Source organism: Kitasatospora sp. NPDC101155, assembly GCF_044768305.1.
Classification (GTDB): domain Bacteria; phylum Actinomycetota; class Actinomycetes; order Streptomycetales; family Streptomycetaceae; genus Kitasatospora.
Window position 1 is genome coordinate 123,922 of the sequence record NZ_JBIWPN010000005.1, and the last position, 24,999, is coordinate 148,920.

The 24,999-nt window shown below is 73.9% G+C and carries 26 protein-coding genes; 9 read left to right on the forward strand and 17 right to left on the reverse strand.

The genetic code is table 11. The features are described 5' to 3' along the window. Positions 1–172: 172 nt before the first annotated feature. Together ACIRYZ_RS09435 and ACIRYZ_RS09440 are read right to left on the reverse strand one after the other, a co-directional pair. The gene (locus tag ACIRYZ_RS09435; RefSeq protein WP_402941675.1) at positions 173–658 is read right to left on the reverse strand and encodes a hypothetical protein; all 486 of its coding nucleotides are present in this window, start codon (positions 656–658) and stop codon (positions 173–175) included. 42 nt (positions 659–700) lie between these two features. After that, positions 701–943: a hypothetical protein gene (locus ACIRYZ_RS09440; RefSeq protein ID WP_402941677.1), complete on the reverse strand. Its 243-nt coding sequence runs from the start codon at positions 941–943 to the stop codon at positions 701–703. Positions 944–992: 49 nt separating this feature from the next. On the opposite strand from ACIRYZ_RS09440, the gene ACIRYZ_RS09445 reads away from it, so the two are divergent. The 6 genes from ACIRYZ_RS09445 (at position 993) to mug (ending at position 5,811) form a co-directional block, all read left to right on the forward strand. Further along, positions 993–1,127: a hypothetical protein gene (locus ACIRYZ_RS09445; RefSeq protein WP_402941678.1), complete on the forward strand. Its 135-nt coding sequence runs from the start codon at positions 993–995 to the stop codon at positions 1,125–1,127. A 160-nt stretch (positions 1,128–1,287) separates the two neighbouring features. Beyond that, complete coding sequence (locus ACIRYZ_RS09450) at positions 1,288–1,482, forward strand: hypothetical protein (protein WP_402941680.1); 195 nt, start codon at positions 1,288–1,290, stop codon at positions 1,480–1,482. A 35-nt stretch (positions 1,483–1,517) separates the two neighbouring features. Beyond that, positions 1,518–2,864 (forward strand): dipeptidase, encoded by a 1,347-nt coding sequence (locus ACIRYZ_RS09455; protein ID WP_393033165.1) that lies wholly within the window; start codon positions 1,518–1,520, stop codon positions 2,862–2,864. Positions 2,865–2,952: 88 nt separating this feature from the next. Next, entirely contained in the window at positions 2,953–4,032 is a 1,080-nt protein-coding gene (locus tag ACIRYZ_RS09460; RefSeq protein ID WP_402942080.1) for a M24 family metallopeptidase, read from the forward strand. A 175-nt stretch (positions 4,033–4,207) separates the two neighbouring features. Next, positions 4,208–5,206: a phosphatase PAP2 family protein gene (locus tag ACIRYZ_RS09465; RefSeq protein WP_402941681.1), complete on the forward strand. Its 999-nt coding sequence runs from the start codon at positions 4,208–4,210 to the stop codon at positions 5,204–5,206. 53 nt (positions 5,207–5,259) lie between these two features. Continuing rightward, a complete protein-coding gene (mug, locus tag ACIRYZ_RS09470) occupies positions 5,260–5,811 on the forward strand; it encodes a G/U mismatch-specific DNA glycosylase (RefSeq protein ID WP_402941683.1) in 552 nt (183 codons plus the stop codon). Positions 5,812–5,927: 116 nt separating this feature from the next. On the opposite strand, the gene ACIRYZ_RS09475 is transcribed toward mug, so the two are convergent. The 3 genes from ACIRYZ_RS09475 to ACIRYZ_RS09485 all read right to left on the reverse strand — a co-directional run bounded on the left by ACIRYZ_RS09475 (position 5,928) and on the right by ACIRYZ_RS09485 (position 8,359). Further along, positions 5,928–6,884, reverse strand: a complete 957-nt coding sequence (locus tag ACIRYZ_RS09475; protein ID WP_402941685.1) for a M48 family metalloprotease — start codon at positions 6,882–6,884, stop codon at positions 5,928–5,930. Between the two features lie 3 nt (positions 6,885–6,887). Then, the gene (locus ACIRYZ_RS09480) at positions 6,888–7,313 is read right to left on the reverse strand and encodes a BlaI/MecI/CopY family transcriptional regulator (protein ID WP_387617068.1); all 426 of its coding nucleotides are present in this window, start codon (positions 7,311–7,313) and stop codon (positions 6,888–6,890) included. A 137-nt stretch (positions 7,314–7,450) separates the two neighbouring features. Beyond that, a complete protein-coding gene (locus ACIRYZ_RS09485) occupies positions 7,451–8,359 on the reverse strand; it encodes a DMT family transporter (protein ID WP_402941686.1) in 909 nt (302 codons plus the stop codon). On the opposite strand from ACIRYZ_RS09485, the gene ACIRYZ_RS09490 reads away from it, so the two are divergent. After that, positions 8,358–9,812 (forward strand): PLP-dependent aminotransferase family protein, encoded by a 1,455-nt coding sequence (locus tag ACIRYZ_RS09490; RefSeq protein WP_402941688.1) that lies wholly within the window; start codon positions 8,358–8,360, stop codon positions 9,810–9,812. The two genes, ACIRYZ_RS09485 and ACIRYZ_RS09490, sit on opposite strands and share 2 nt — an antisense overlap. A 23-nt stretch (positions 9,813–9,835) precedes the next feature. On the opposite strand, the gene htpX is transcribed toward ACIRYZ_RS09490, so the two are convergent. From htpX to ACIRYZ_RS09545, 11 genes are all read right to left on the reverse strand, one after another. Beyond that, complete coding sequence (gene htpX, locus ACIRYZ_RS09495; protein WP_402941689.1) at positions 9,836–10,699, reverse strand: zinc metalloprotease HtpX; 864 nt, start codon at positions 10,697–10,699, stop codon at positions 9,836–9,838. A 163-nt stretch (positions 10,700–10,862) separates the two neighbouring features. Continuing rightward, the gene (locus tag ACIRYZ_RS09500) at positions 10,863–12,431 is read right to left on the reverse strand and encodes an NADH-quinone oxidoreductase subunit N (RefSeq protein WP_402941691.1); all 1,569 of its coding nucleotides are present in this window, start codon (positions 12,429–12,431) and stop codon (positions 10,863–10,865) included. A 56-nt stretch (positions 12,432–12,487) separates the two neighbouring features. Continuing rightward, positions 12,488–14,044, reverse strand: coding sequence for a NuoM family protein (locus tag ACIRYZ_RS09505; RefSeq protein ID WP_402941693.1), 1,557 nt, complete (start codon positions 14,042–14,044; stop codon positions 12,488–12,490). A gap of 56 nt (positions 14,045–14,100) precedes the next feature. Continuing rightward, positions 14,101–16,161 (reverse strand): NADH-quinone oxidoreductase subunit L, encoded by a 2,061-nt coding sequence (locus tag ACIRYZ_RS09510; protein ID WP_402941694.1) that lies wholly within the window; start codon positions 16,159–16,161, stop codon positions 14,101–14,103. Beyond that, positions 16,158–16,532, reverse strand: a complete 375-nt coding sequence (gene nuoK / locus ACIRYZ_RS09515) for an NADH-quinone oxidoreductase subunit NuoK (RefSeq protein ID WP_387617082.1) — start codon at positions 16,530–16,532, stop codon at positions 16,158–16,160. The genes ACIRYZ_RS09510 and nuoK overlap by 4 nt, the downstream gene beginning before the upstream one ends. Next, entirely contained in the window at positions 16,532–17,245 is a 714-nt protein-coding gene (locus tag ACIRYZ_RS09520; RefSeq protein WP_402941696.1) for an NADH-quinone oxidoreductase subunit J, read from the reverse strand. The genes nuoK and ACIRYZ_RS09520 overlap by 1 nt, the downstream gene beginning before the upstream one ends. Beyond that, positions 17,242–17,793 carry a NuoI/complex I 23 kDa subunit family protein gene (locus tag ACIRYZ_RS09525; protein ID WP_387617086.1) on the reverse strand — a complete coding sequence of 184 codons (552 nt, stop codon included), beginning with the start codon at positions 17,791–17,793 and terminating at the stop codon, positions 17,242–17,244. Before ACIRYZ_RS09525 ends, ACIRYZ_RS09520 begins: the two co-directional genes overlap by 4 nt. After that, positions 17,790–18,749 carry an NADH-quinone oxidoreductase subunit NuoH gene (gene nuoH, locus ACIRYZ_RS09530; RefSeq protein WP_402941698.1) on the reverse strand — a complete coding sequence of 320 codons (960 nt, stop codon included), beginning with the start codon at positions 18,747–18,749 and terminating at the stop codon, positions 17,790–17,792. Before nuoH ends, ACIRYZ_RS09525 begins: the two co-directional genes overlap by 4 nt. Beyond that, the gene (locus ACIRYZ_RS09535) at positions 18,746–19,855 is read right to left on the reverse strand and encodes an NADH-quinone oxidoreductase subunit C (protein WP_402941700.1); all 1,110 of its coding nucleotides are present in this window, start codon (positions 19,853–19,855) and stop codon (positions 18,746–18,748) included. Before ACIRYZ_RS09535 ends, nuoH begins: the two co-directional genes overlap by 4 nt. Continuing rightward, the gene (locus tag ACIRYZ_RS09540; RefSeq protein ID WP_402941702.1) at positions 19,852–20,520 is read right to left on the reverse strand and encodes an NADH-quinone oxidoreductase subunit B; all 669 of its coding nucleotides are present in this window, start codon (positions 20,518–20,520) and stop codon (positions 19,852–19,854) included. The genes ACIRYZ_RS09535 and ACIRYZ_RS09540 overlap by 4 nt, the downstream gene beginning before the upstream one ends. After that, positions 20,511–20,927, reverse strand: a complete 417-nt coding sequence (locus ACIRYZ_RS09545; protein WP_402941704.1) for an NADH-quinone oxidoreductase subunit A — start codon at positions 20,925–20,927, stop codon at positions 20,511–20,513. Before ACIRYZ_RS09545 ends, ACIRYZ_RS09540 begins: the two co-directional genes overlap by 10 nt. A 311-nt stretch (positions 20,928–21,238) precedes the next feature. On the opposite strand from ACIRYZ_RS09545, the gene ACIRYZ_RS09550 reads away from it, so the two are divergent. Then, positions 21,239–22,462: a sensor histidine kinase gene (locus ACIRYZ_RS09550; RefSeq protein ID WP_402941706.1), complete on the forward strand. Its 1,224-nt coding sequence runs from the start codon at positions 21,239–21,241 to the stop codon at positions 22,460–22,462. A gap of 141 nt (positions 22,463–22,603) precedes the next feature. On the opposite strand, the gene ACIRYZ_RS09555 is transcribed toward ACIRYZ_RS09550, so the two are convergent. After that, on the reverse strand, positions 22,604–23,791 hold the full coding sequence (locus ACIRYZ_RS09555) for a S1C family serine protease (protein WP_402941708.1): 1,188 nt from the start codon (positions 23,789–23,791) through the stop codon (positions 22,604–22,606). Positions 23,792–23,936: 145 nt separating this feature from the next. Between ACIRYZ_RS09555 and galE the strand changes: the two genes are divergently transcribed. Further along, positions 23,937–24,923 (forward strand): UDP-glucose 4-epimerase GalE, encoded by a 987-nt coding sequence (gene galE, locus ACIRYZ_RS09560; RefSeq protein WP_402941710.1) that lies wholly within the window; start codon positions 23,937–23,939, stop codon positions 24,921–24,923. Positions 24,924–24,999 lie beyond the last annotated feature (76 nt).

Sequence of the window (24,999 nt, forward strand, 5' to 3'; positions counted from 1 at the left end):
GGCCACGGCACGGCCCCGCTCCCGGGTTCGGGGGCGGGGCCGTTCGCGTCGGCGGGTGGGGTCAGCCGGCGGCGCGGACGTCTGGAACGGCAGGCAGGACCGGGTCGGCGACCGGGAGGGCGCTCGGCGACGCCGGGGCCGCGACCGGGAAGTGCCGTCCGGTGGCGCGCCCTCAGGCCGCCGCCCAGCCGGCGGTGCTGCGGTGCGCGGCCAGCCCGACCGCGTCGAACTCGTCCGCCCGCCCCGGGGTGACGGACGCGCCGAGCCGGCGCAGCGCCCGGGAGATCGGGGTGCCTTCGGCGGCCGGCTCGAACTCCCCACTGGCGAGCGGCCCCAGGACCACCCGCCCGTCCTCCCAGACGGCGGCGCGCTGGGTGCCGCTGCCGCCGAAGTACTCGGCCTCGACGCAGGCGATCGGCCCGGCCTTGGACCAGGCGGCGAGCCGCAGTTCGAAGCCGTCCGAGTGCCACCCGAAACCGGCTCCGCCACCGACCTTCGGCACCGCGCCATCGCCTTGCAGCGCCGCCAGCACGGCGGAGGTGACCGGGATCAGGGCCAACCCCTGGGCCAGCGGCACCACCCGGGCCGCCGGGACCTCCGCCGCTGCCAGCGTCAGCAGCTCCAACGTTCCCATCAGCGCCTGGAGTTCATAGGACATGCCGGACATGGTGTCCCACCGCACTGACAGTCGGCCCGAAATTTATGATTCCGTGCCCGCTCGGAGACCGTAGAGCAGGGTGAACAGGGTCACGTCCACCGCGTCCTCGGACGTACTCGGCCCTTCCTCGCTCAGCTCGTCGAGGATTTCGCCCAGTTGGGAGCGCAGGCGGGCCAGCCTGTCCGGGTCGAGCCGCAGGGTGAAGTTCGCGAACAGGCCGGACGAGCCGGGCGAACCGTCGTTCGCGGCGCTGAAGCCGCCGCCACCGGTTCCGCTCCGGCGCAACCTGCGGTTCCAGGCCCTGTGGGTGGGCCAGTCCTGCGCGACCCTCGGCATGAGGATCGGCGACACCGCCTTCCCGCTGCTGGTCCTCGCGCTCACCGGTTCCTCCACCGCCGCCGGGGCCTTCGGCGCCGTGGAGATGGCCACCGCCCTGCTGCTCGGCGTCCACGGCGCCGAGCAGGGTTGAGCGCGGGCCCGACCGCGGCCGACCGGGCATCACTCGCACGGGCGTACGCCGCATGCGGAGGCCTCGGCAACCGGGTGAACTGGCCGGGTACGGCCCGCCCCGGGCCCCTTCCCGGCGGCCACCCCGCGCACCCGACCGGGGCCGTACCGGAGGAGAACCGATGAGGTCCACGGACGCGCCCTCACCCGGCCGGGAGAGCCTGGACGGCCCGGCCGCCGGCTCCGCCACCCGGGAGCGGACCGGGTCGGGGGCCGGCCGGGTGGCGAGTACCCCGCGGATCTCCTGGCTCACACCCGCGCTGATGACCACCGGTTCGGTGGCCGGCCCGCGCTCCGCGCCGACCGTCCGCAGGTAGCCGCGGCACCGCCCGCAAGCCTCCAGGAGCGCCGAATGACCGACGAACTCGCCCTTCGAATAACCGAGTTGATGCCCCGCGCGCAGGCCGATCTGGCCGAGCTGGTGGCCATCCCGTCCGTCGCCGACCCCCGGCAGTACCCGCCGGAGAAGTGCCGGGAGGCCGCCGAGTGGGTCGCCGCCGCCTTCACCGAGGTGGGCCTGCGCGACGTCCACCTGGAGGAGACCCCGGACGGCAGCCACGCCGTGATCGGCCACCGCCCGCCCCCGCCGGGCGCCCCGACCGTGCTGCTCTACTGCCACTACGACGTCCAGCCCCCGCTCGACGAGGCCGCCTGGACCTCCCCGCCGTTCGAGCTCACCGACCGCGACGGCCGCTGGTTCGGGCGCGGCGCCGCCGACTGCAAGGGCAACATCGTCATGCACCTCACCGCGCTGCGGGCGCTCGGCGACGACGTCCCGGTCGGCCTCAAGCTGGTGGTCGAGGGCTCCGAGGAGCAGGGCACCGGCGGCCTGGGGGAGTACGTGCCCCCGCACGCCGGGGAGCTGCACGCGGACGCGCTGCTGATCTGCGACACCGGCAACGCCGCCGTCGGCGTCCCCACCGTCACCACCTCGCTGCGCGGGGTCGTCACCGTGGTGGTCACCGTCCGGGCACTCAAGGGCGACATGCACTCCGGCATGTTCGGCGGCCCCGCCCCGGACGCCCTGGCCGCGCTGATCCGGATGCTCGACTCGCTGCGCGACGCCGACGGCGGCACCCGGATCGACGGCCTGGACTGCGCCGGCACCTGGAGCGGGGTCGGGTACGACGAGGCGCGGTTCCGCTCCGACGCCGGGGTGCTGGACGGCGTCCGGCTGACCGGCTCCGGCACCGTCGCCGACCGGCTCTGGGCCCGCCCGGCCGTCACCGTGCTCGGCATCGACTGCCCGCCCGTGGTCGGCTCGGCCGCCGCCGTCCCGGCCGTCGCCCGGGCCCGGGTGAGCCTGCGGGTGCCACCCGGCACCGACGCCCGTGCCGCCCAGGACGCACTGGTCGCGCACCTGGAGGCGGCCGCGCCCTGGGGCGTGCGGACGGAGGTCGAGCGGGAGAGCGCCGGCTCGCCGTTCCGCGCCGACACCGGCGGGCCCGCGTACGCCGCGCTGGACAGGGCGATGCGGGAGGTCTACGGCAAGCCGATGTCCTTGCTCGGCCAGGGCGGCTCGATCCCGCTCTGCAACGTCCTCGCCACCGCCTTCCCCGAGGCGGAGCTGATCCTGATGGGCGTCGAGGAGCCGCGCTGTCTGATCCACGCGCCGAACGAGAGCGTCGACCCGGGAGAGCTCCGGGACATGGCCCACGTGGAGGCGCTGTTCCTCCGACACTTCGCCAACACGCGCTGAACGTGCTGGAGTCGGAGGACGTCCGCCCGGACCCCGAGGAGGAAGAACCGTGCCCCGTCCGTTCACCACCGAGGACTACACCGCCCGGATGGCCCGGGCCACCGCCGACGCGACCGCCGCCGGGCTGGCCGGTCTGGTGGTCGCCCCCGGCCCCGACCTGACCTACCTGTGCGGCTACCAGCCCACCGCGATCACCGAGCGGCTGACCGCCCTCGTCCTCACCGCCGGGCGCGAACCCGCCCTGGTCGTCCCCAAGCTGGAGCGCCCGGACGCCGAGAAGGCGCCCGGCGCCCCGGCCGTCGAACTGTCCGACTGGTCCGACGGCGAGGACCCGTACGCCGCCGCCCACCCGCTGTTCGACCCGGCCGGGCGGTACGGCGTCTCCGACAACACCTGGGCGATGCACCTGCTCGGCTTCCAGGCCGCGCTGCCCGGCGTCGCCTTCACCCCGCTCACCGAGACCCTGCCGATGCTGCGCGCGGTCAAGGGCCCCGAGGAGCTGGAGCGCCTCGCCGCGGCCGGCGGGGCCGCGGACGCCGCTTACCGGGGCATCCTGGAGGTCGCCTTCGCCGGCCGCCGGGAGACCGACGTGGCCGCCGACCTCGGCGCGCTGCTCATCCAGTACGGGCACAGCCAGGTCGACTTCACCGTGGTCGGCTCCGGCCCCAACGGCGCCAACCCGCACCACGAGGCCGGGGAGCGGATCATCCGGCCCGGCGACACCGTGGTGCTGGACTTCGGCGGCCTCAAGGACGGCTACGGCTCCGACACCACCCGCACGGTGCACGTCGGCGCGGCCGTCCCGGCCGAGGTGCGGGAGGTGCACGAGCTGGTCCGGCTGGCCCAGCAGACCGCGTTCGAGGCGGTCCGGCCCGGGGTGAGCTGCCAGGAGATCGACCGGATCGCCCGCCGGGTGATCACCGAGGCCGGCTACGGCGAGTACTTCATCCACCGCACCGGCCACGGCATCGGCATCACCACCCACGAGCCGCCGTACCTGGTCGAGGGCGAGGAACGGCCGCTGATACCCGGGATGTGCTTCTCGATCGAGCCCGGGATCTACCTGCCCGGGAGGTTCGGGGTGCGGATCGAGGACATCGTCACCGTCACCGCGACCGGCGGCCGCCGTTTCAACAACACCCCGCACGAGCTCGGCATCGTGGCCTGACCCCTCGACCCCCTCGACCCCCTCGACCCCGTCGGCCCGGGCGGCCCGGGCGGCCCGGTCAGCCGGCGTTCGGGGCCTTCGACCGGTGAGATTTGACCCAACCGTGTGATTTTCTTACGAGCCGGTCATGGTTCACCCAGAGTGTTCCAAGCTTGCGTTGCTAGTTTCCGTGGGCATGACGAAGCTGCTCAGTCCGGCCCCATCGTCCCCGGTGCGGGCCGGACGACTGCGTCCCGTGGCCGCCCACAACCGCCGGACCGGCCTGTCGAGACTGCGGCTGCTGGCCTGGCCGGCCTACCTGACCGCCTTCGTCTGGTTCCTGAGCACCCAGGGCATGGCCTTCGCCAACGACGTGGTGTTCCTCTGGCTGATCGGTGCCCTGCTGACCGCCGCCGTGCACAGCGGGCACGGCCCGCGCGGCTTCCTGCTGGTGCTGCGCGACTGGGTCCCGGTGATGGCCGTGGTCTGGGTGTACTCGCTGCTGCGCGGCTACGGCGCCCACACCCCGTGGGCCCCGCACTGGCTGCCGCAGCTGCGCGCCGACGAGGTGCTCGGCCTCGGCGAGACCTGGACCGTACGGATCCAGCACGCGCTCTACACCCCCAGCTCGCCGCACTGGTACGACTACGCGGCGACGGCCGTCTACCTCTCGCACTTCCTCGTGGTCTTCGTGCTGCTCGCGGTGCTCTGGCGGCGCGCCCGCCACCACTTCCGGCGGCTGCTCGCCTGCTACTTCACGCTGACCTTCGCCGGCTTCGCGACCTACCTGCTCTACCCGGCCGACCCGCCGTGGCTGGTCGCCCAGCAGGGCAACCTGCCGCCGCTGCACCGGGTGGTCTGGGAGACGATCTCCACCATGGGGCTGCCCCAGGCCGACTCCCTGCTGGAGAACGGCAGCCAGTTCGCCAACGACGTCGCCGCGATGCCCTCGCTGCACTCCGCCTACCCGGCGATGCTGCTGTTCCTCTTCTGGCCGATCGCCGGGCCACGGCTGCGCGCACTGCTGGTCGCCTATCCGCTCGCGATGGCCTTCACCCTGGTCTACGGCGCCGAGCACTTCATCGTGGACATCTTCGCCGGCTGGACGTACGCGGCCGCGGTGGTCTTCGGGCTGCGGTGGCTCGGCAGCCGCCGTACGGCCCGGTCGGTGGCCAGGGCAGACTTGGCCGCGTGAACCCGCAGCCCGTCAGGACCCCGGCGCCGGTGCAGCCGACGAAGCCGTCACCGATGAGGCCCACGCCCGAGCAACTCCGGGCCGCCCAGGACACCACCATCCCGGACGTCACCGGGCCCGGGCTCCGGGTGCTCTTCTGCGGCATCAACCCGGGCCTGTGGTCCGGCGCCACCGGGCACCACTTCGCCCGCCCCGGCAACCGCTTCTGGCCCGCCCTGCACCGCTCCGGCTTCACCGCGCGCCAGTTCCGCCCGGACGAGCAGGGCGAGCTGCCCGCACTCGGCCTCGGCATCACCAACGTCGCCCCGCGCACCACCGCCAAGGCGGACGAGCTCACCGCCGAGGAACTGCGCGCGGGCGGCGCGGCGCTCACCGAGCGGGTGCTGCGGCTGCGCCCGAAGGTCCTGGCGGTGCTCGGCATCGGCGCCTACCGGACGGCCTTCGGGCGGCGGCAGGCCGTGATCGGGCGCCAGCCGGAGGGCATCGGCGGCACCGAGGTGTGGGTGCTGCCCAACCCGAGCGGGCTCAACGCCCACTACACCCTGGACGCGCTGGCGGCGGAGTTCCGCAGGCTCCGGGAGAGCCTTGAGTCCTTCGACGATTAGGCGGCGGGCCGCCCGGCCGGGAGCGGCAGCCCGCGCGGCACCGACACCGGCAAGATGATCGTCCGGATCGGCGGCTGAGGACCCCGCGCCACAGCCGGCCGACCACAGCCGGGTGACTACAGCGGGGTCACGGCCTTCAGCACCACCAGCAGGGCCACCGCGGCGTTCAGCGCGCACAGCGCCGAGGCCGCCGTACCGACCGCGGCCACCATCGCCGCCAGGCCCGCCGGCGTCTTGGCCGGCGGCCAGTTGCGGGCCGTCGGCACCGGGCCGAGCAGGGCGGCCACCCGGCGCGGCACCGGGCCGGGCGTGGCGGCCGGGGCGGCGAAGGCCGCGAAACCGGGCGCCGGAGCGGCGTGCGAGACCAGGGCCGCCCGGGCCACCGCCCGGGCGGTGATCCGCCGGTCCCCCACCGCCTGGGCCGACTCCTCGTCCGCCCAGCGTTCGGCGCTGAACGCCACCGCGTCCTGCAACGGCCGCAGGAAGGGACTGACGCAGGCGGCGAGCTGGGTGGTCAGCAGGTAGCGGTGGTGCCGGTGGCGCAGGTGCGCCCGCTCGTGCGCGAGCAGCGCCCCGCGCTCGTCCTCGGCCAGCCCGTCCAGCATCCCGGTGGAGACCACCACCCTCCCGGGCGAGCCGGGCAGCGCGTAGGCGTACGGGCTGCGGTCCGGCAGCACCGCGAGGTCGCCGGCCTCGGCCGGCCCCTCGGGCAGCCCGGCCAGCGCCCGCCGGGCCCGGGCGCGGACCCGCAGGTGCCGCACGACCGTCCGGATACAGGCGAAGCCGACCAGCACCAGCAGCCACATCGCGGCCGTGCCGACCGTCTCGTGGTACGGCAGCGCGCGGCGCACCTCCGGGTCGGACCAGCTGTCCGGCAGCGGGTTGCCGGGGATCTGCGCGGTGCCCACCACGCCGATCAGCCCGAGGCAGAGCACGCTGCACACCGCCATCACCGCGCTGATCGCGGTCATCAGCCGGGCCGCGCCGCGCGGGTGCAGGTGCTGCTCGGTCAGGCGCGCGATCGGCACCGCGGTCAGCGGCAGGATGAGCGGGAGGAAGACGAAGAAGCCCACGGATCAGCTCTCACGGTCGGCCGCTGCCGGCTCCGCGGACGCGGCGTCCAACAGCGCCCGCAGCAGCTCCTCGTCGTGCGGCAGCAGCGCGCTGACGAAACTGGCCAGGACGGCGTCCCGGTCCGCCTCGCCGTCGAGCATCCGGCGCATCCGCAGCGCGGCCAGCCCGGCGGCGTCGGCGGAGGCCTGCCACAGGTAGGAGCGGCCGGAGCGGCTCCGGGAGACGGCGTTCTTGGCGTGCAGCCGGGACAGGATGGTCATCACCGTGGTGTACGCCAGGTCGCCCTCCAGGCGTTCCTGGACCCACCCCGCGCTGGCCGGGCCGGGCGCCTGCTGGAGCACCGCCAGCACCTGCGCCTCCAGCTCGCCCTGACCGCGTCGTCGGGTCGGCGCGTCCCCGGACGCCGGGGCGTGCCTCTCGTCTGCCATGACGGCCCACTCCCTCCGGATGCCGCGCCCGGACCGACGGGGCGCGGGATCATCCTAACGAGCGGGAGGCTGCTCCGGACGGCTCCGGACGAGGGTTCGGGGACGGAGGAGCTGGCTGCGCGCGGGCCCGCAGATGGCTACGCGCGGGCCCGTTGGGTCACCGCGATGCAGACCAGCACCACCACCGCCGTCACTGGTGCGGCCGCCGGCAGGTGCTCGCCCAGCAGCAGCACCGACCACACCAGGGTCAGCAGCGGCTGCGCGAGCTGTAGCTGGCTGGCCCTCGGCACCCCGATCCCGGCCATCCCCCGGTACCAGAGCACGAACCCGCCGAACTGCGAGACCGCGGCGATGTACGCCAGTCCGGCCAGTGGCTTCGCCCCCAGCCGCACCGGCTCGGTGGCCAGTCCGGACGCGGCGGTCAGCACCATCACGGGCAGCGCGGCCACCACCGCCCAGGCGATCACCTGGGCGCCCGGCATGTCCCGGGACAGCCGCCCGCCCTCGGCGTAGCCGGCCGCGCAGATCACCACGCCGACGAAGAGGTAGAGGTCGGCGAGGGTCGGCCGGCCGTGACTCTGCAACAGGGTGAAGGCGAGCACGGCGGCCGCCCCGGCCAGCGCCGCCGCCCAGAACGCCCGGGACGGCCGGCGGCCGGTGCGCAGCGCCGCGACCACCGCGGTGGCCAGCGGCAGGACGCCGATGACCACCGCCGAGTGGGCCGTCGAGGAGGTCCGCAGGGCGAGCGTGGTCAGCAGCGGGAAGCCCAGGACACAGCCGGCGGAGACCGCCAGCAGGCCGGGCCACTGCCAGCGCTTCGGCAGCGGGGCGGCGGCGGCCAGCAGGTAGAGCGCGGCCAGCACCCCGGCCAGGGCGCCGCGCAGCCCGGTCGAGCTCCACGGGCCGAACCCGGTCAGGGACCACGCGGTGGCGGGGAAGCTGAGCGAGAAGGAGGCCACCCCGAGGGCGGCGAGGGCGGTGCCGGAGGCGGGGCTGTGCTGAGGCGCTACCGCCTCGGGCAGGATAGCGCTATCTTGTGCCGTCATGAACGAGCGTAGCAGCGTGGCCGAACTCGCCGACAGTCTGCGGCGGGAGGTCGAGCGCTACCCGGAGGGGCGAAAGCTCCCCTCCAGCCGGGCGCTGATGGAACGCCACCAGGTCAGCCCGGTGACGGTCTCCCGGGCCATCGCGGTACTGGTGGCCGAGGGGCTGGTGGTCTCCCGGCCCGGCGCGGGTGTGTTCCGGGCGGCGGCCTTCGCCGCGGCACCGGCCTCCCCGGCCGCACCGGCCGCCCGGCCCGGCGACCTCTCCTGGCAGGAGATCGCGCTCAGCGCCGATCACGGCCCGCGCGACCTGCTGGCGGCCCCGGTCTTCGCCACCCTCCGGGTGCCGCCGCCGAACGTCATCGACCTCAACAGCGGCTACCCGCACGCCTCACTGCTGCCCGAGCGCCTGCTCGGCGGCGCCCTCGCCCGGGCCGGGCGCCGCCCGGGCGCCTGGGACCGCCCGCCCACCGACGGCCTCACCGAGCTGCGCGGCTGGTTCGCCCGCGACATCGGCGGCCACGCCGGGCCGATCGGCGCCGGGGACGTCCTGATCACCTCCGGCGGGCAGGGCGGGCTGACGGTCGCGATGCGGTCGCTGGCCGCGCCGGGCTCGCCGGTGCTGGTCGAGTCGCCGACGTACTCGGGCATCCTCTCGGTCGTCCGGGCGGCCGGGCTGCGGCCGGTGCCCGTCCCGATCGACGCGGACGGCGTCCGGACGGACCTGCTGGCCGAGGCCTTCGAGGCCACCCGGGCGCGGGTGTTCGTCTGTCAGCCGCTGTTCCAGAACCCCACCGGCGCCGTGCTGTCGCCCACCCGGCGGGCGGAGGTGCTGCGGATCGCCCGGGCGGCCGGCGCCTTCGTGGTCGAGGACGACTTCGCCCGGCTGCTGGTCCACGCGGACGCCCCGGCGCTGCCGCGCCCGCTCGCCGCCGACGATCAGGACGGGGTCGTGGTGCACCTGCGCTCACTGACCAAGGCCGCCTCCCCCAACCTGCGGGTCGGCGCCCTCACCGCACGCGGCCCGGCGCTCGCCCGGCTGCGGGCCACCCAGGTGGTGGACAGCTTCTTCGTGCCCCGGCCGCTCCAGGAGGCGACCCTCGAACTGGTCTCCGACCCCGCCTGGGCCCGCCACCTGCGCACCCTCGGCGCCGAACTGCGCGACCGTCGCACCGCCGCCGTCGCCGCCCTGCACCGCGAGCTCCCCGGCGTCCTCGACGCCTACCGCCCCGGCGGCTACCACCTCTGGCTTCGCTTCCCGGACGGCATCGACGACACCGCCCTCGCCGCCGCCGCCGTGCGCACCGGCGTCCAGGTCACCCCGGGCCGCCCCTACCACCCCGCCGAACCCCCGGCCCCGCACCTGCGCCTCAGCTACGCCGCCGCGGACAGCCCTGCGGCGGTGGTGGAGGGGATCCACCGGCTGCGGATGGCGTACGAGGAGCTGGCGGACTGAGGGAGGGGAAGTCCTCGCGGCCGCTACTGCCGGTGCCCGGCCATCCGCTCCAGGCGGGCGATCCGCTCGGCCATCGGCGGGTGGGTCGAGAACAGCCGGGCGCCCACCTCGCCGGGGCGGAAGGGGCTGGCGATCATCATGTGGCTGGCGGTCTGCAGCTGGGGCTCCGGCGGGAGAGGGAGCTGACGGGTGCCGGCGTCGAGCTTGCGCAGGGCGCCGGCGAGGGCGAGCGGGTCGCCGGTGATCCGGGCGCCGTCGGCGTCGGCCTGGTACTCGCGGGAGCGACTGACCGCCATCTGGATCAGTCCGGCGGCGATCGGGCCGAGGATCATGATCGCGAGCATCCCGAACAGGCCCGGGCCGTCGTCGTCCTCGTCCCGGCCGAACGGGATCAGCCAGGCGAAGTTCACCAGGAACATCACCACCGAGGCCAGCGCCCCGGCGACCGAGGAGATCAGGATGTCCCGGTTGTACACGTGGCTCAGCTCGTGCCCGAGCACGCCCCGCAGCTCGCGCTCGTCCAGGATCTGCAGGATGCCCTCGGTGCAGCAGACCGCCGCGTTGCGCGGGTTGCGGCCGGTGGCGAAGGCGTTCGGGGCCGGGGTCGGGGAGATGTAGAGGCGGGGCATCGGCTGGCGGGCCGAGGTGGAGAGCTCGCGCACGATCCGGTACAGGCCGGGTGCCTCGAACTCGCTGACCGGCCGGGCCCGCATGGCCCGCAGCGCGATCTTGTCGCTGTTCCAGTAGGCGTAGGCGTTCGTCCCGAGCGCGACCAGCAGGGCGATCACGAAGCCGGTCCGGCCGAAGAAACTGCCGATGACCAGGATCAGCGCCGAGAGGCCCCCGATCAGAACGGCGGTCCTCAGTCCGTTGTGCCGGCTGTGCACGTCAGGCCCTCCAGTGGTGCGGTGGGGAAGCCCTTTCTGCCTCGTCCCTCTTGCCCGGTCAACGGGTGGGGCCGGGGGCCTTGTTCCCTTGTGACCGACGCGACACCCGCCCGGGCGTCGCCCGCACCCCGGCCGGGCCCGCGCCCCCACCCCGCCCGACGGCTCAGAACAGGCTGCCGCCCGCCACCTGGAGGACCAGCTGCGGCGCGACCGAGAGCACCACCGCCGCGGTGGCGGTCAGGCCCAGCGTGGCGGTCAGGCTGACCGGCAGCCGCCGCTCGCCGCCGCCCTCGACCGCCGCCTCGGCGTCCGCCGGGGCGAACAGCCGGGCCGTCCAGAGCAGGTAGTAGTACAGGGCGATGACCACGTTGACCGCCATCACCACGGCCAGCCAGCCCAGCCCGGCGTCCACCGCGGCGCGGAACACCACCACCTTGCCGAACAGGCCGACCACGCCCGGCGGCAGCCCGGCCAGGCAGAGCAGGAAGAAGGCCAGTGCCAGCGCCGTCCAGCGGTTGCGGGCGAACAGGCCGCGGAAGTCGTCCACGCTGGTCCCGGCCCGGCGGCCGACGGCGGCGACCACCCCGAAGGCGCCGAGGTTCACCACGCCGTAGATCAGCGCGTAGGCGGCGGTCGCGCCGAGCGGGTCGACCCCGGTGGGCGCGTAGCCGGCCGCGGCCAGCGGCACCAGCAGGTACCCGGCCTGGCCGACCGAGGACCAGGCGAGCAGCCGCACCGCGCTGTACCGGGTGTCGAAGCGCTGCCGCAGCGCGCCGACGTTGCCGACCGTCATGGTGAGGGCGGCCAGGATGGCGAGCGCCAGGCCCCAGGTGTGGGCGTACGGGCGGAAGGCGATGGTGGTGGCGAGCGCGAGGCCGGACAGGCCGGCCGCCTTGCCGACCACCGAGAGGTAGCCGGCCACCGGCAGCGGGGCGCCGGTGTAGGTGTCGGGCACCCAGAAGTGGAACGGGACGGCGGCGACCTTGAAGGCGAAGCCGACCAGGGTCAGCACGGCCCCCGCCTCGGCCAGCGGCTTGAGCTGGCCGGGTGCGTGCTCCAGGCCCTGGGCGACGGCACCGAGGTGCAGGCTGCCGCTGGCCGCGTAGACGAAGCCGATGCCGAGCAGCATCACGGCGGTCGCCGTCACCGAGGAGACGAAGAACTTGAGCGCGGCCTCCGCGCCCCGCCCGTCCCGGCGCAGCGCGACCAGGGCGAAGGCGGGCAGCGAGGCGACCTCCAGGGCGATCACCATGGTGGCGAGGTCGCGGGAGGCGGGCAGCAGGGCGGCGCCGGTGGCGCTGGAGAGCAGCAGGAACCAGTACTCGCCGCGCGGCAGCTTTTCCTGGTCCACCGTGTGCACCGACAGCAGCGCGGCGATCAGCGCGCCGCCGAGGGTGAGCAGCTGGAACACCAGGGCGAAGTGGTCGGCGACGTACGAGCAGCCGCCCGCGGCAGAGCCGCTGATCGATGGAGTGTCAGTGGCCCCTGCTACGTTCTGCACGCAGAAGGTCGCTCGGGGTGACCCGCCGATGAGGGGAAGGAGTGCGATGAGGGCGAGGGCGAGTCCGGCCGCGGTGAGGCGGCCGAGCCACTTCTTGTGTCGCTCGGGCAGGAACAGGTCGGTGACCAGGACGGCAAGGGCGGCCACCGCGGCGATCAGCGGGGGCGCGATCGCCACCCAGTCCACGGACTGGATCAGGCTGCCCGGGTTGGCTACGGCGAGGGAGGTCACAGTGTGCTGCCCCGTGAAGTGAGGTCCGAGTGCGGCGGTGTGGGCTGCGAGCACGGTCAGCCACCCCCGAGGAGGTGCTTGACGGCGGGGTCGGAGAGGCCGAGCAGGAGCGCGGGCCAGAGGCCGGCGACCAGGGTGAGCGCGGCCAGCGGCGTCCAGCTGACGGCCTCGTACGGGCGCAGGTCGGCCAGCTCGGCCACCGGCGCGGGCTGCTCGGGGTCGCCCGTGCAGACGCGCCTGACCACGATCAGCAGGTAACCGGCGGTGAGGAGGGTGCCGAGGCCGGCCAGGACCATGTAGGTGACGAAGGCGGGGCGCGACAGGCCGTCGGCCGGGTGGAAGGCGCCGAACATGGCGAGCACCTCGCCCCAGAAGCCGGCCAGGCCGGGCAGGCCGAGGCTGGCGACGGCGGCGAAGGCGAGCAGCGCGCCGATCCGGGGCGCCCGGCCGTACAGGGCGGCGCCGGTGGCACCGGAGAGGGTGTCGAGGTCCGCCGTGCCGTAGCGGTCCTTGATGGCACCGACCAGGAAGAACAGCAGGCCGGTGATCAGACCGTGGGCGATGTTGGCGAAGAGGGCGCCGTTGACGCCCACCGGGGTGAGGGAGGCGATGCCGAGCAGCACGAAGCCCATGTGGCCGACGGAGGAGTACGCGATCAGGCGCTTGAGGTCGCCCTTGGATCCGGGGCGGGCGAGCGCCAGGCAGGCCAGCGAGCCGTAGACGATGCCGACGGCGGCGAACGCGCCCAGGTAGGGGGCGAGCGTCGCGGTGCCGTCCGGCACGATCGGCAGCAGGACGCGGACCAGACCGTACGTCCCCATCTTCAGCAGCACGCCGGCGAGCAGCACCGAGCCCACCGTCGGAGCGGCGGTGTGCGCGTCGGGGAGCCAGCTGTGCAGCGGCCAGGCGGGGGCCTTGACCGCGAGCCCGACCATGATCGCCAGCGCGGCGATCACCTGGGTGGTGTGGCTCAGGCCGTTGCCGTGCCCGGCGGCCAGCGCCTGCATGTCGAAGGTGCCGGCCTTGCTGCCGACCAGCAGGAAGCCGAGCAGCATCACGGCCGAGCCGAGCAGCGTGTAGAGGATGAACCGGTTGGCGGCCGGGGCCTTCGCGCCGCTCCCCCAGCGGGCGATCAGGAAGTACATCGGGATCAGCACGATCTCGAAGGCCACGAAGAAGAGCAGGAGGTCCAGCACCGCGAAGGTGGCGAGCATGCCGACTTCGAGGAGGAGGAACAGCCCGACGAAGGCCTGCGCCGACGGGACGCCCTCCCCGTCCGGCAGGCGCTTCTCCGAGTAGAGCGCGCAGAGGAAGGTGAGCAGCGCGGTCAGCACGATCAGCGGCAGCGAGACGCCGTCCACGCCGAGGTGGAAGCGCACGTGCAGGGCCGGGATCCAGGACACGTCGGTGGTGGCCTGCATCCGGGCGGGGTGGTCGTGGTCGAAGCCGGCCGCCAGGGCGACGGTGAGCAGGAACACCGCGCCGGTGACGACGGAGTTCAGCCGCAGGGCCCGCCGGTCGGCGGCGGCCCGGTCCGGCCCGAACACCGGCGCCAGGGTGAGCGCGGCGCCGAGCAGTGGCAGCACCAGGAGGGCGATGAGGACTGCGTTCATCGGGGGCTCCTAGGGGCGGCGGTGGCGAGGACGGGGATGGAGGAGAACAGCACCGGCTACACCGCCACCAGGACGGCCAGCAGGACGACCGTGGCGAGCAGGGCGCTGAGGTAGGTCTGCGCGTTGCCGGTCTGCGCGAGCCGGACGGCCCGGCCGAGCAGGTTGGCGCCGATCCCGCTGCCCTGGACGTAACCCTCGACGACCTCGCGGTCGAAGAAGCGGACCAGCTGGGCGGCGGCGGCCACCGGCCGGACGAACAGCGCGTGGTACAGCCGGTCCACGCCGAAGCCGTGCCGGGCCGGGCCGAACAGCGGGCCGAGCAGGGTGCGCCCGGGGTCGGCGACGATCACCTCGGCGGCCGGGGCACCGGCCTGCTCGGGCACCCGGCCAACAGCAGCCGGGGCCGGACGTCCGGTGGCCACCCGCGCGGTCGCCGAGCGCCAGGCGCCGTAAGCGGCGAGCACACCGACCACGGCGAGCCCGGTGCCGGTCACGGCGGTGACGCCGGTGGGGCGCAGCGAGCCGCCGTCCAGCAGCGCGGGCAGCCAGTCCGAGCGCAGCCCGGCGATGCCGAAGGCCATGGTCGGGACGGCCAGCACCCAGAGCGGCCAGCGCATCGCGGGCGGCTCGGCGGTGGCCGGGTCAGCCTCGTCCAGCTCGGGCGAGTACGGCGCGTCGGCCTCGTGGTCGGCCGCCGCGGTGGCCCGGTCGGCGGCGGGCAGCACCTCGGGTGCCACCGCCGCGGCCCCGGCCGGGCTGTGGAAGGCGAGCAGGAACAGCCGGGTCGCGTAGGCGCCGGTGAGCAGCGCGGTGAGGGCCGCCGAGATCAGCACGATCCACCCGGCCGCCTGCGGCACCGCCGAGGCCGGTCCGAGCCCGTTGGTCAGCGCCTCGCCATTGGCGGCGTGCTCGGCGGCGGTCAGCACCGCCTCCTTGCTGAAGAAGCCGGAGAACGGCGGCAGGCCGGCCAGGGCGAACAGGGCGATGCCCATCGTCCAGTACGCGTCCGGCACCCGTCGGCGCAGCCCCGGGATCCGGGACATCGCGGAGAGCGAGTTGGTGTGCGCGGCGTGGATCACCACACCGGCGGCCAGGAACAGCAGCGCCTTGAACGCGCCGTGGCTGACCAGGTGGAAGACGGACGCCTCGCGGTCACCGCTGGCCAGCGCGCCGGCCATGTAGCCGAGCTGGCCGACGGTGGAGTAGGCGAGCACCCGTTTCAGGTCGTCCTGGGCGAGCGCGCAGAGCGCCGATCCGATCATCGTCACGGCGGCCATCACCGCGAGCACGACCAGCGCCGCACCCGACAGCAGGAACACCGGCAGCAGCCGGGCGACCAGGTAGATGCCCGCCGCGACCATGGTGGCCGCGTGGATCAGCGCGGAGACCGGCGTCGGGCCGGCCATCGCGTCCGGGAGCCAGGTGTGCAGCGGGAACTGCGCGCTCTTGCCGGCCACGCCGGCGAGCAGCAGCAGGGCGGTCAGCGTCGGGTGGCCGAGCTTGCCCTCACCCGCGGCCGCCAGCACGTCCGGGATCCGGAAGCTGCCGGCGTCCGCGCCGAGCAGGAAGATCCCGAACAGGAACGGCACGTCGCCGAGCTTGGTGACCAGGAAGGCCTTGAGCGAGGCCGAGCGGGCGTCCGCGGTCTCCCAGTGGTGGCCGATCAGGAAGTACGAGCAGACGCCCATGACCTCCCAGCCGACCAGCAGCACGATCAGGTCGCCCGAGTAGACCACCAGGAACATCGCGGCGGTGAACAGCGAGACCAGCGCCGCGTACGAGGGGTAGCGGGGGTCGGACTTCAGGTACGCGGTCGAGTAGACCTGGACGCAGGTGGCGACCACACCGACCAGCACGGAGATCAGCGAGCTGAAGCCGTCCAGGTGGATGGCGAGCGCGATGTCCGGGCCGCCGGTCGGGGTGAGCCGGGTGGCGGCGTCCAGGGCCTGGCCGGTGCCGAGCTGGAGGGCGACCACCAGGGCGAGCACGGTCGAGACGGCGACCGGGACGATCGCCAGCGGCCGGGCCAGCCCGGGCGCCTTCTTGCCGACGGCGAGGGTCGCGGCGGCGCCGAGCGCAGGCAGCGCGGGGACGAGGGCGGGCAGGGCGAGGTTCATGCGGCGGCCTGGCCCTTCAGCGCCTCGGCTCCGTTCGGCGCCTCCTCGACGGGGAGCGTCTCGGCCGGGTCGCCGAGCGCGGTGGCCCGGTCGATGTCCGCGGTGCCCCGGGCCCGGAACAGCAGCAGGACGATGGCGAGCCCCAGCCCGATCTCGGCGGCGGCGACGGTGATGGTGAACAGGGTGAGCGCCTGCCCGGCGTGCAGCGAGTCGCGCAGCCAGGCGTCGAAGGCGACCAGGTTGAGGTTGACGGCGTTGAGCATCAGCTCGACGGACATCAGCACCAGGACGGCGTTGCGCCGGGCGAGCACGCCGTACACGCCGACGCTGAACAGCAGCGCGGCGAGGACGACGGGGTAGGCGAGGTGCATCAGCTCTCCTCCGACGCGGACGACGCGGACGACGCGGGCGCGGAGGGCGCGGGCGCGGAGGGCTTGGGCGCGGTCGCGGCGACCGTCCCGTTGGACCCGACCGGCCGCCCGGCGCGCAGCTTGCCCGCCCGGGGCGCCGGCACCCGCCGCTCGGAGCCGCGCGACAGCACGATCGCGCCGACCAGCGCCGCCAGCAGCAGCACGGACAGCGCCTCGAAGGGCAGCACCCAGTGCCGGAACAGGCTGGCCCCGGTGACGGAGGCCGAGCCGCCGCCCGCGCCGAGGTCGATCCAGGAGCTCCGGAAGGCGTCGACCACCAGCGTCACGAGCGTCCCGGCCGAGGCCAGCGCCACGGCCAGGGCGACCCAGCGGTTCTTGGAGTCGGCGTCCGGCGAGCGCCCGATCGGCGCCTTGGTGAGCATCAGTCCGAACAGCACCAGGACGATCACCGAGCCCAGGTAGATCAGCACCTGCACCCAGGCGATGAACTCGGCCGTGAGCAGCAGGAACTCCACCGCCAGCCCGCCGAGCGCGACCACCAGCCAGAGCGCGGCGTGCACCAGCTGCTTGGTGGTCACGGCGACGATCGCCGAGCCGAGCACCGCGATGCCGACCAGCAGGAAGACGATCTCCTGGCCGGTCGGGGACAGGAACGAACGGGCGGCCGGCTCCAACGAACCGGTCGCCGCGAGAAGCGTGGCAGCGGCGGTCATGCGTCGTCACCCTTCTCCTCAAGAGCGGCCGCGGCCGCCAGCTTGTCCGCCGCCTTGCGCGCGGTGGCGATCTCCTTGGGCTCCTCGGCCGCCGGGTCCAGGGCCGGCGGCGCCGGGACGGTCCACATCCACTCCCGGAGCTTCTCCCGCTCATGGGTCAGCTCGTGGATGTCCGTCTCCGCGTACTCGAACTCCGGCGACCAGAACAGCGCGTCGAAGGGGCACACCTCGATGCAGATCCCGCAGTACATGCAGAGCGAGAAGTCGATGGCGAAGCGGTCCAGCACATTGCGGGTGCGGGCCCGCGCGTTCGGCTCGGCGGCCGGCAGCGTCTCCTTGTGGGAGTCGATGTAGATGCACCAGTCCGGGCACTCGCGCGCGCAGAGCATGCACACCGTGCAGTTCTCCTCCAGCAGCGCGATGACGCCGCGCGAACGCGGCGGCAGCACCGGCTGCACGTCGGGGTACTGCGCGGTGACGCTCTTCTTCGTCATCGTCCGCAGCGTCACGGCCAGCCCCTTGGCAAGGCCGATACCCGGAAAACTCATGAGATCGCCACCTTGATGATGCCGGTGAGGGCCAGCTGGACGAGCGCGAGCGGAATCAGCACCACCCACGCGAAGCGCATCAGCTGGTCCTCGCGCAGCCGCGGGTAGGTGACCCGCAGCCAGATGACCACGAAGGCCAGCGCGAAGGTCTTGAGGAGCATCCAGAGCCAACCGAGCTGGTCCGACATCGGCCCGTGCCAGCCGCCCAGGTAGAGCACCGCCGTCAGCGCGGACACCACCAGGATGCCCACGTACTCGGACAGCAGGAACAGCGCGAAGCGCAGGCCGGTGTACTCGGTGTACGCGCCGAAGATGATCTCCGAGTCGGCGACCGGCATGTCGAACGGCGGCCGCTGGAGCTCGGCCAGACCGGCCGTGAAGAAGACGAAGGCGCCGATGATCTGCCAGGGCAGCCAGTACCACTGCCAGGCGTCCAGGATCCCGGGCAGCGACAGCGTGCCGGCGGCCATCGCCACCGAAGCCGCCGCCAGCACCATCGGCAGCTCGTACGACATCAGCTGCGCGGCCGTGCGCAGACCGCCGAGCAGCGAGAACTTGTTCGCCGAGGCCCATCCGGCCATCAGCTTGCCGATCACACCGACGCCCATCACGGCCAGCACGAAGAACAGGCCGGCGTCGATCGCCTGGCCGACGAAGCCGTTCGGGCCGATCGGGATGGCCAGCAGCACGAACAGGTACGGCAGCAGCGAGACGGCGGGGGCCAGCTGGAAGATCCGGCGGTCCGCCCCGGCCGGGACGATGTCCTCCTTCTGTGCGAACTTCACGCCGTCCGCGACGAGCTGCGCCCAGCCGTGGAAGCCGCCCGCGTACATCGGGCCGAGCCGACCCTGCATGTGCGCCATGACCTTGTGCTCGGTCTGGCCGATGACCAGCGGGAAGAGCAGGAAGACCACGAGGGTGGCGACGCAGCGGAGCACCGTGTCGAGCAGGTTCACGCGCCGTCTCCGTCCTGGTCGGCCGCGCCGGCCGGGTTCTCGTCCTGCTGCCCGCCCGGCTCGCCCTGCTGCTCACCCGACGGCTTCTCGTCGTGGGCGGGCACCGGGTTGTGCCAGGGCGCGTCGGAGGACCGGGGCCGGGCGGGGGCCTTGGGCTCGGCGGCCGGTTCGTCGGCCGTCTGGCTGACCGACCCCTCGGACACCACGGGGGTCCCCCCGGCCGAAGGCTGGGGGAGGGTCCGCCGCGGCCGGTCCGCCCGCACGGGCGGGGCGCCCTCGGCCGGAGCGGCGGGAGCGGCGGGAGCGGCGGGAGCGGCCGCAGTGGCCGTAGCCTCGGCGGCCGCCGGAGCCTCGGCACCCGTCTGGCTCGCCGAGCCCTCCGACACCGACCGGGTCCGCCGCGGCCGGTCCGCCCGCACCGCGGGCGCGCCCTCGGCACCGGCGGCACCGGCGGCGGCACCGGCCGCAGCCGCCCGGGGCGTCCGCCCCGCCGCGCCCGCCGCCCGCGCACCGCGCGCGGGCCGCTCGGCCACCGGCGGCAGGGTGCCCTTGAGCGGCCCCCACTCGTTCGGGTCCGGCACACCGGCCGGCTGCATCTTGCGACGGGCCGGCCCGTCGCCGTGGTCCGACTCGCCCGGCTCCTTGGCGCCCGGCCAGGCCTTGGCGACCCGCGCCGCGAGCACGAACTCCTTGCGCAGCGGGTGCCCCTCGAAGCCCTCCGGCAGCAGCAGGGTGGCCAGGTAGGGGTGCCCGGGGAAGTCGATGCCGAACATCTCGTGGGTCTCGCGCTCGTGCCAGGCGGCACCCGCGTACACCGCGACGGCGCTCGGCAGCGCGGCCTCGCCGCGCGGCACCCGGGTGCGCAGCGCGAGGTGGCGCACGCCCGGCGCCTCGACGGCGGCCAGGTGCGCGACCACGGAGAAGCCCTCGGCGAGCTCGTCGACCGCGCTCAGCCAGTCGAAGAACGCCAGGCCCAGCACGTCCCGGGCGTTGGTGAGCGCCTCGATCCAGCGCTCGGCCGGGACGTCGACGGTGATCAGTCCGTACGCCTCGGCGCCGGTCGCCCACTCCCCGACCGACGCCGCACACTGCTCAGGCGTGGTCACGAGACCCCTCCCTCAGACGAACCGGCCGACGAACCGGCCGACGAACCGACGGAAGGCCCCGCCACCAGCGGACGGCGCAGCGCCGCCGCGGGCGCGGTGTAGCGGCCGGGCAGGGACTCGGCGGCGATCTTCTCCTGCAGCTTGAGGATGCCCTGGAGCAGCGCCTCGGGCCGGGGCGGGCAGCCGGGCACGTAGACGTCGACCGGGATGATCTGGTCCACGCCCTTGGTCACCGAGTAGGAGTCCCAGTACGGGCCGCCGGAGTTGGAACAGGCGCCGAAGGAGATGACGTACTTCGGCTCGGGCATCTGCTCGTAGAGCCGCTTGACGGCGGGCGCCATCTTGTCGGTGACCGTGCCGGAGACGATCATCAGGTCCGCCTGACGGGGCCCGGGCGCGAAGGGGATGACACCCATCCGGATGAAGTCGTGCTTGGCCATGGACGCGGCGATGAACTCGATCGCGCAGCAGGCCAGGCCGAAGTTGAAGCACCAGAGGCTGTAGCGACGGCCCCAGTTGAGCACGACCTTGACCGGGTCGGGCGCGAGCCGCGCGAGCGGGCCGATGCCGCGGCGCTCGACGGCGCCGGGGCCGGACGGGTCCGGCAGGCCGAGCGGGACGGGACCGCCCTGCGCGCCGTGCGAGTGGGTGTGCGTCACGTCCATTCCAGAACGCCCTTCTTCCAGGCGTAGAGCAGCCCGACCGCGAGGAAGCCGATGAAGAGGAACATCTCGATCAGCGTTCCGGCCCCGTACCCGGGGCTGGCGAAGACGGTCGCCCACGGGAACAGGTAGATCGCGTCGACCGCGAAGATCACGTACAGGAACGCGTACACGTAGTAGCGGATCTGGGTGTGCGCCCAGTCCTCGCCCACCGGGTCCACGCCGCACTCGTAGGTGAGGAGCTTCTCGGGCGAGTAGACCACCGGCCGCAGCAGGCGGTTGGCGGTGAACGCCACGGCGAGGAAGAGCACCCCGACGACGGCCAGCAGGCCCATCGCGGCGTACGCGTCGAAGTAGCCGCTGCCGACCGCCGGGCCGGCCGCGACGGCAGCCGCCTGCTGCCCCTTCATGCTTCGCCTCCACCTCGGCCGTGAATCCGTCCCTCAAGACAGTTCTACGACGTTTCCTCGCACGCTCTTAACGATGGCCAATGCGTGAGTCTAAGGGGACGGCTCCGCTCCACCCGAACCGTGCCCGATCGGCAAGACGACTCGTGGACGGCCGGGCACGTGCCCGGGTGCCGGAGCGGGGGGGGTGCGGGGCAGGGGTGGGGATAACCCCCGGCCGGGAAGACGCATCACCCCCATGGCACCTCCCGTCCCCGGTTCGGGAAGCTTGGTCCACCAGTCCACCAGCCCGACCGACAGGAACGGATGATCCGATGAAGCCGCTGCACCGCCGAGCCGTGGACGCCGTCAAGGAGCAGGACGCTCGGATGGAGCGCCCGCCGCTGTACGGCGCACGGATGTGGCGGCAGGTCGGTCAGCTGATGCTCAACCTGCCGCTCGGCATCGCCGGCTTCGTCCTGGCGGTCACCACGCTCTCGGTCGGCCTGGGCCTGTCGATCACGGTGATCGGTCTGCCGCTGCTGGCCGGCGGGCTGGCCGTCTCCCGCTCCCTGGGCGGGCTGGGTCGGCGCCGGGCGCGCTCGGCGTACGGCTCCGCGATCGACGACCCGGAGCCGGTCCGGCCGCGCCGCCCGGGGCTGGTCGGCTACACCATCGCCCACCTCACCGACCTGCTGAACTGGCGGTCGGCGCTCTACAACGTGCTGATGCTGCCCTGGGGCATCCTCAGCTTCACGCTGTCCCTGGTCTCGGTCGTGGTGCTGTGGCCGGTGCTGCCCTGGGTGGTGCGCGCGATGGCGGCGATCGACCGGATCCTGATCGAGTCGCTGCTCTTCCCGGGCGCCCTGGCCGAGCGGGTGCGCGAGCTGGAGGACGACCGCGGCACCGTGGTCGACACCGCCGCCGCCGACCTGCGCCGGATCGAGCGCGACCTGCACGACGGCGCCCAGGCCCGGCTGGTCGCGCTGGCGATGGACCTCGGCATGGCCAAGGAGCGGCTGCGCGAGGTGGAGTCCGAGGAGGACATGGCGGCCGCCACCCGGATGGTCGACAACGCGCACGGCGAGGTGAAGCTGGCCCTGCAGGAGCTGCGCGACCTGGCCCGCGGCATCCACCCTGCGGTGCTCACCGACCGCGGCCTGGACGCGGCGCTGTCCGCGGTCGCGGCCCGTTGCACCGTCCCGGGCGGGGTGAAGGTGAACGTGGACCTGGCCGGGTCGGACGGCGAGCCCGAGCGCCCGGACTCGGCGGTCGAGGGCATCGCCTACTTCACCGTCAGCGAGCTGCTGACCAATGTCTCCAAGCACGCGGGCGCCCGCACTGCCTCGGTCGAGGTCTGGCGCTCGGACGACCAGCTGATGCTGCTGGTCCAGGACGACGGCAAGGGCGGGGCGGCCCCGTACCCGGGCAGCGGCCTGGCCGGGCTGGCCGAGCGGATCCGGGCGGTGGACGGGGTGTTCCTGGTGGCCAGCCCGGCGGGCGGCCCGACCACGGTCACCGTCGAGCTGCCCTGGCACACCCACACCGCCCGCCGCTGAGCGCCCGGAGGCGGCGAAAGGCGCCGGGACCCGGTCGAGGAAGTGGACGGGGTCCCGGCACCCGGTCCGGTGCGCGGTGCCCGGCCCGCGGAACCCTTGCGCGGCGTGCGGGCCGACGGCGCACCGGAGCTCAGGGCACGCCTACGAGCCGGTCGCCAGCGTGCCGAGCGTGACCTCGGCGGTCTGGCTCTTGCCGTCCCGGGTGTAGGTGACGGTGACCTTGCTGCCCGGCGTGAGCGAGGCGAGCGCGGTGGTGAGCGCGTTCAGCGAGTCGACCGGGGTGTCGTCGATCTTGGTGATGACGTCGCCGGGCTGCAGCCCCGCCGCGGCGGCCGCGCCGTCCGTGCCGACCGCGACGATGACCGCGCCGGCCGGCTGGAACTGCTGGTTGAAGCTGGTCCGGGCGGTGATGCCGAGAGCGGCCCGGCCCGAGTTGGTGACCTTGCCCTGCTTGATCAGCTGGTCGGTGATGCTGGTGATGGTGGACGCCGGGATGGCGAAGCCGATGCCGGGGGCGGACACGCCGTTGGTCTGCGGCTCGGTCGCGGCGAGGGTGTTGATGCCGATCACCCTGCTGTCCAGGTTGACCAGCGCGCCGCCGCTGTTGCCCGGGTTGATCGCGGCCGAGGTCTGCACCATGTTGCCGATGGTGGCGCCCGGCGAGCCGACGCCCCGGGGTTCGGTGACGGTCCGCCCGGTGGCCGAGACGATGCCCTGGGTGACGCTGCTGGAGAGCCCGAGCGGGCTGCCCATGGCGAGGGTGATCTGGCCGAGCTCGACCTTGCTCGAATCGCCGAAGACGGCCGGTTTGAGGCCGCTCGGCGGACTGCTGAGCTTGATCACCGCGAGGTCGGAGTCGGGGTAGCTGGCGACCAGGGTGGCGTCCAGCGACTTGGTGGTGTTGGCGAGGGTGACGGTGAAGGCGGTCGCGGTGCCGACCACGTGGGCGTTGGTGACGATGTCGCCCTTGTCGTCGTAGACGATCCCGGAGCCGAGGCTCTCCCCGGTGGTGATCTGGACCACCGAGGGCAGTACGTCGGCGATCACCTTCTGGTAGGCGTCCTGGAGCTGGTTGCCGCTGCCCGGCTGGTTGGTCGGGGTGGAGGTGGCCTGCTTGGTGGCGCCGGACGGGGAGGCGGTCGACGCCGGGGAGGAGGCGGAGGACGAAGAGGAGGACGAAGAGGAGGACGAGCCGCTGCAGCCGGCCAGCGCCAGCGCCGTCAGCGCCGCGACCGCGCCCGGGGCGAACAGGCGACGGTGGGCCGCCCTGTGCCCGGTCGGCCCGGGGCCGGCCGGCCGCGGACGGTTGTGTTCCTTCTTGCGGCTCACCTGGCTGCCTCCGATTCGTCACCACGCCGAAGGGCGCGGGTGTGAGAGCACGGAAATCCTTGTCATGATTTCACCGATTTGTCCGAATTGCTGGCTGGACTCGCCCGCCCGGGGTGACCCGCATGCGAACGCCTAGGATTGCCGCATGACTTGGTTGATCACCGGCGGTGCCGGATACATCGGCGGGCACGTCGTCCGTCAGCTGCTCGACGCCGGCGAGCGCGTCGCCGTCCTGGACGACCTCAGCACCGGCGACGCCTCCCGGGTGCCGGCCGGCGTCCCGCTGATCCAGGGCTCCACCCTGGACCGCGCCGCCCTGGACGCCGCGATCCGCGAGCACGGCGTCGAGGGCATCCTGCACTTCGCCGCCAAGAAGCAGGTCGGCGAGTCGGTCGAGCAGCCGTTCCTCTACTACCGCGAGAACATGATCGGTCTGCAGACGGTCCTGGAGGCCGCGGCCGAGGGCGGCGTCAAGCGCTTCCTGTTCTCCTCCTCCGCCGCCGTCTACGGCATGCCGGACGTCGACCTGGTCACCGAGTCCACCCCGTGCGCCCCGATGAGCCCGTACGGCGAGACCAAGCTGGCCGGCGAGTGGCTGGTCGCCGCCGCGGGCAAGGCCCACGGGATGTCCACCGTGGCCCTGCGCTACTTCAACGTGGCCGGCGCCGCCTCGCCCGAGCTCTCCGACGCGGGTGTGTTCAACCTGATCCCGATGGTCTTCGAGCGGCTCACCGCCGGCAAGGCGCCGCTGGTCTTCGGCGACGACTACCAGACCCCGGACGGCACCTGCGTCCGCGACTTCATCCACGTCTCCGACATCGCCTCGGCCCACGTGGCGGCCGCCAAGCGGCTGGCCGCCGACCCGGCCGACGCGACCTCGCTGGTGCTCAACATCGGCCGCGGCGAGGGCGTCAGCGTCAAGGAGATGATCGAGGCGATCGGCAAGGTCACCGGTTACGACACCACTCCCGAGATGGCCCCGCGCCGCCCCGGCGACCCGGCCCGGGTGGTGGCCTCCGCCGACCTGATCCAGCGCGAGCTGGGCTGGAGCGCGAGCCACGACGTGGCGGAGATGGTCTCCTCCGCGTGGGAGGGCTGGTGCAGCCGCCACCCCGAGGCCCGCAAGGCCTGAGGCCTGAGACCTGAGACCTGAGGCCTGAGACCTGACCGCCCGGGCCCTGGCCCTCGGCCACCACCGGACCGGCGGT

Excerpts from the sequence above, each read along its gene's own strand:
- ACIRYZ_RS09435 (WP_402941675.1), bottom strand. The coding sequence starts at position 658 with ATGTCCTATGAACTCCAGGCGCTGATGGGAACGTTGGAGCTGCTGACG.
- ACIRYZ_RS09445 (WP_402941678.1), top strand. The coding sequence starts at position 993 with ATGAGGATCGGCGACACCGCCTTCCCGCTGCTGGTCCTCGCGCTCACC.
- ACIRYZ_RS09450 (WP_402941680.1), top strand. The coding sequence starts at position 1,288 with ATGAGGTCCACGGACGCGCCCTCACCCGGCCGGGAGAGCCTGGACGGC.
- ACIRYZ_RS09455 (WP_393033165.1), top strand. The coding sequence starts at position 1,518 with ATGACCGACGAACTCGCCCTTCGAATAACCGAGTTGATGCCCCGCGCG.
- ACIRYZ_RS09460 (WP_402942080.1), top strand. The coding sequence starts at position 2,953 with ATGGCCCGGGCCACCGCCGACGCGACCGCCGCCGGGCTGGCCGGTCTG.
- ACIRYZ_RS09465 (WP_402941681.1), top strand. The coding sequence starts at position 4,208 with ATGACGAAGCTGCTCAGTCCGGCCCCATCGTCCCCGGTGCGGGCCGGA.
- mug (WP_402941683.1), top strand. The coding sequence starts at position 5,260 with ATGAGGCCCACGCCCGAGCAACTCCGGGCCGCCCAGGACACCACCATC.
- ACIRYZ_RS09480 (WP_387617068.1), bottom strand. The coding sequence starts at position 7,313 with ATGGCAGACGAGAGGCACGCCCCGGCGTCCGGGGACGCGCCGACCCGA.
- ACIRYZ_RS09490 (WP_402941688.1), top strand. The coding sequence starts at position 8,358 with ATGAACGAGCGTAGCAGCGTGGCCGAACTCGCCGACAGTCTGCGGCGG.
- ACIRYZ_RS09485 (WP_402941686.1), bottom strand. The coding sequence starts at position 8,359 with ATGACGGCACAAGATAGCGCTATCCTGCCCGAGGCGGTAGCGCCTCAG.
- ACIRYZ_RS09505 (WP_402941693.1), bottom strand. The coding sequence starts at position 14,044 with ATGAACGCAGTCCTCATCGCCCTCCTGGTGCTGCCACTGCTCGGCGCC.
- ACIRYZ_RS09510 (WP_402941694.1), bottom strand. The coding sequence starts at position 16,161 with ATGAACCTCGCCCTGCCCGCCCTCGTCCCCGCGCTGCCTGCGCTCGGC.
- nuoK (WP_387617082.1), bottom strand. The coding sequence starts at position 16,532 with ATGCACCTCGCCTACCCCGTCGTCCTCGCCGCGCTGCTGTTCAGCGTC.
- ACIRYZ_RS09520 (WP_402941696.1), bottom strand. The coding sequence starts at position 17,245 with ATGACCGCCGCTGCCACGCTTCTCGCGGCGACCGGTTCGTTGGAGCCG.
- ACIRYZ_RS09525 (WP_387617086.1), bottom strand. The coding sequence starts at position 17,793 with ATGAGTTTTCCGGGTATCGGCCTTGCCAAGGGGCTGGCCGTGACGCTG.
- ACIRYZ_RS09540 (WP_402941702.1), bottom strand. The coding sequence starts at position 20,520 with ATGGACGTGACGCACACCCACTCGCACGGCGCGCAGGGCGGTCCCGTC.
- ACIRYZ_RS09545 (WP_402941704.1), bottom strand. The coding sequence starts at position 20,927 with ATGAAGGGGCAGCAGGCGGCTGCCGTCGCGGCCGGCCCGGCGGTCGGC.
- ACIRYZ_RS09550 (WP_402941706.1), top strand. The coding sequence starts at position 21,239 with ATGAAGCCGCTGCACCGCCGAGCCGTGGACGCCGTCAAGGAGCAGGAC.
- galE (WP_402941710.1), top strand. The coding sequence starts at position 23,937 with ATGACTTGGTTGATCACCGGCGGTGCCGGATACATCGGCGGGCACGTC.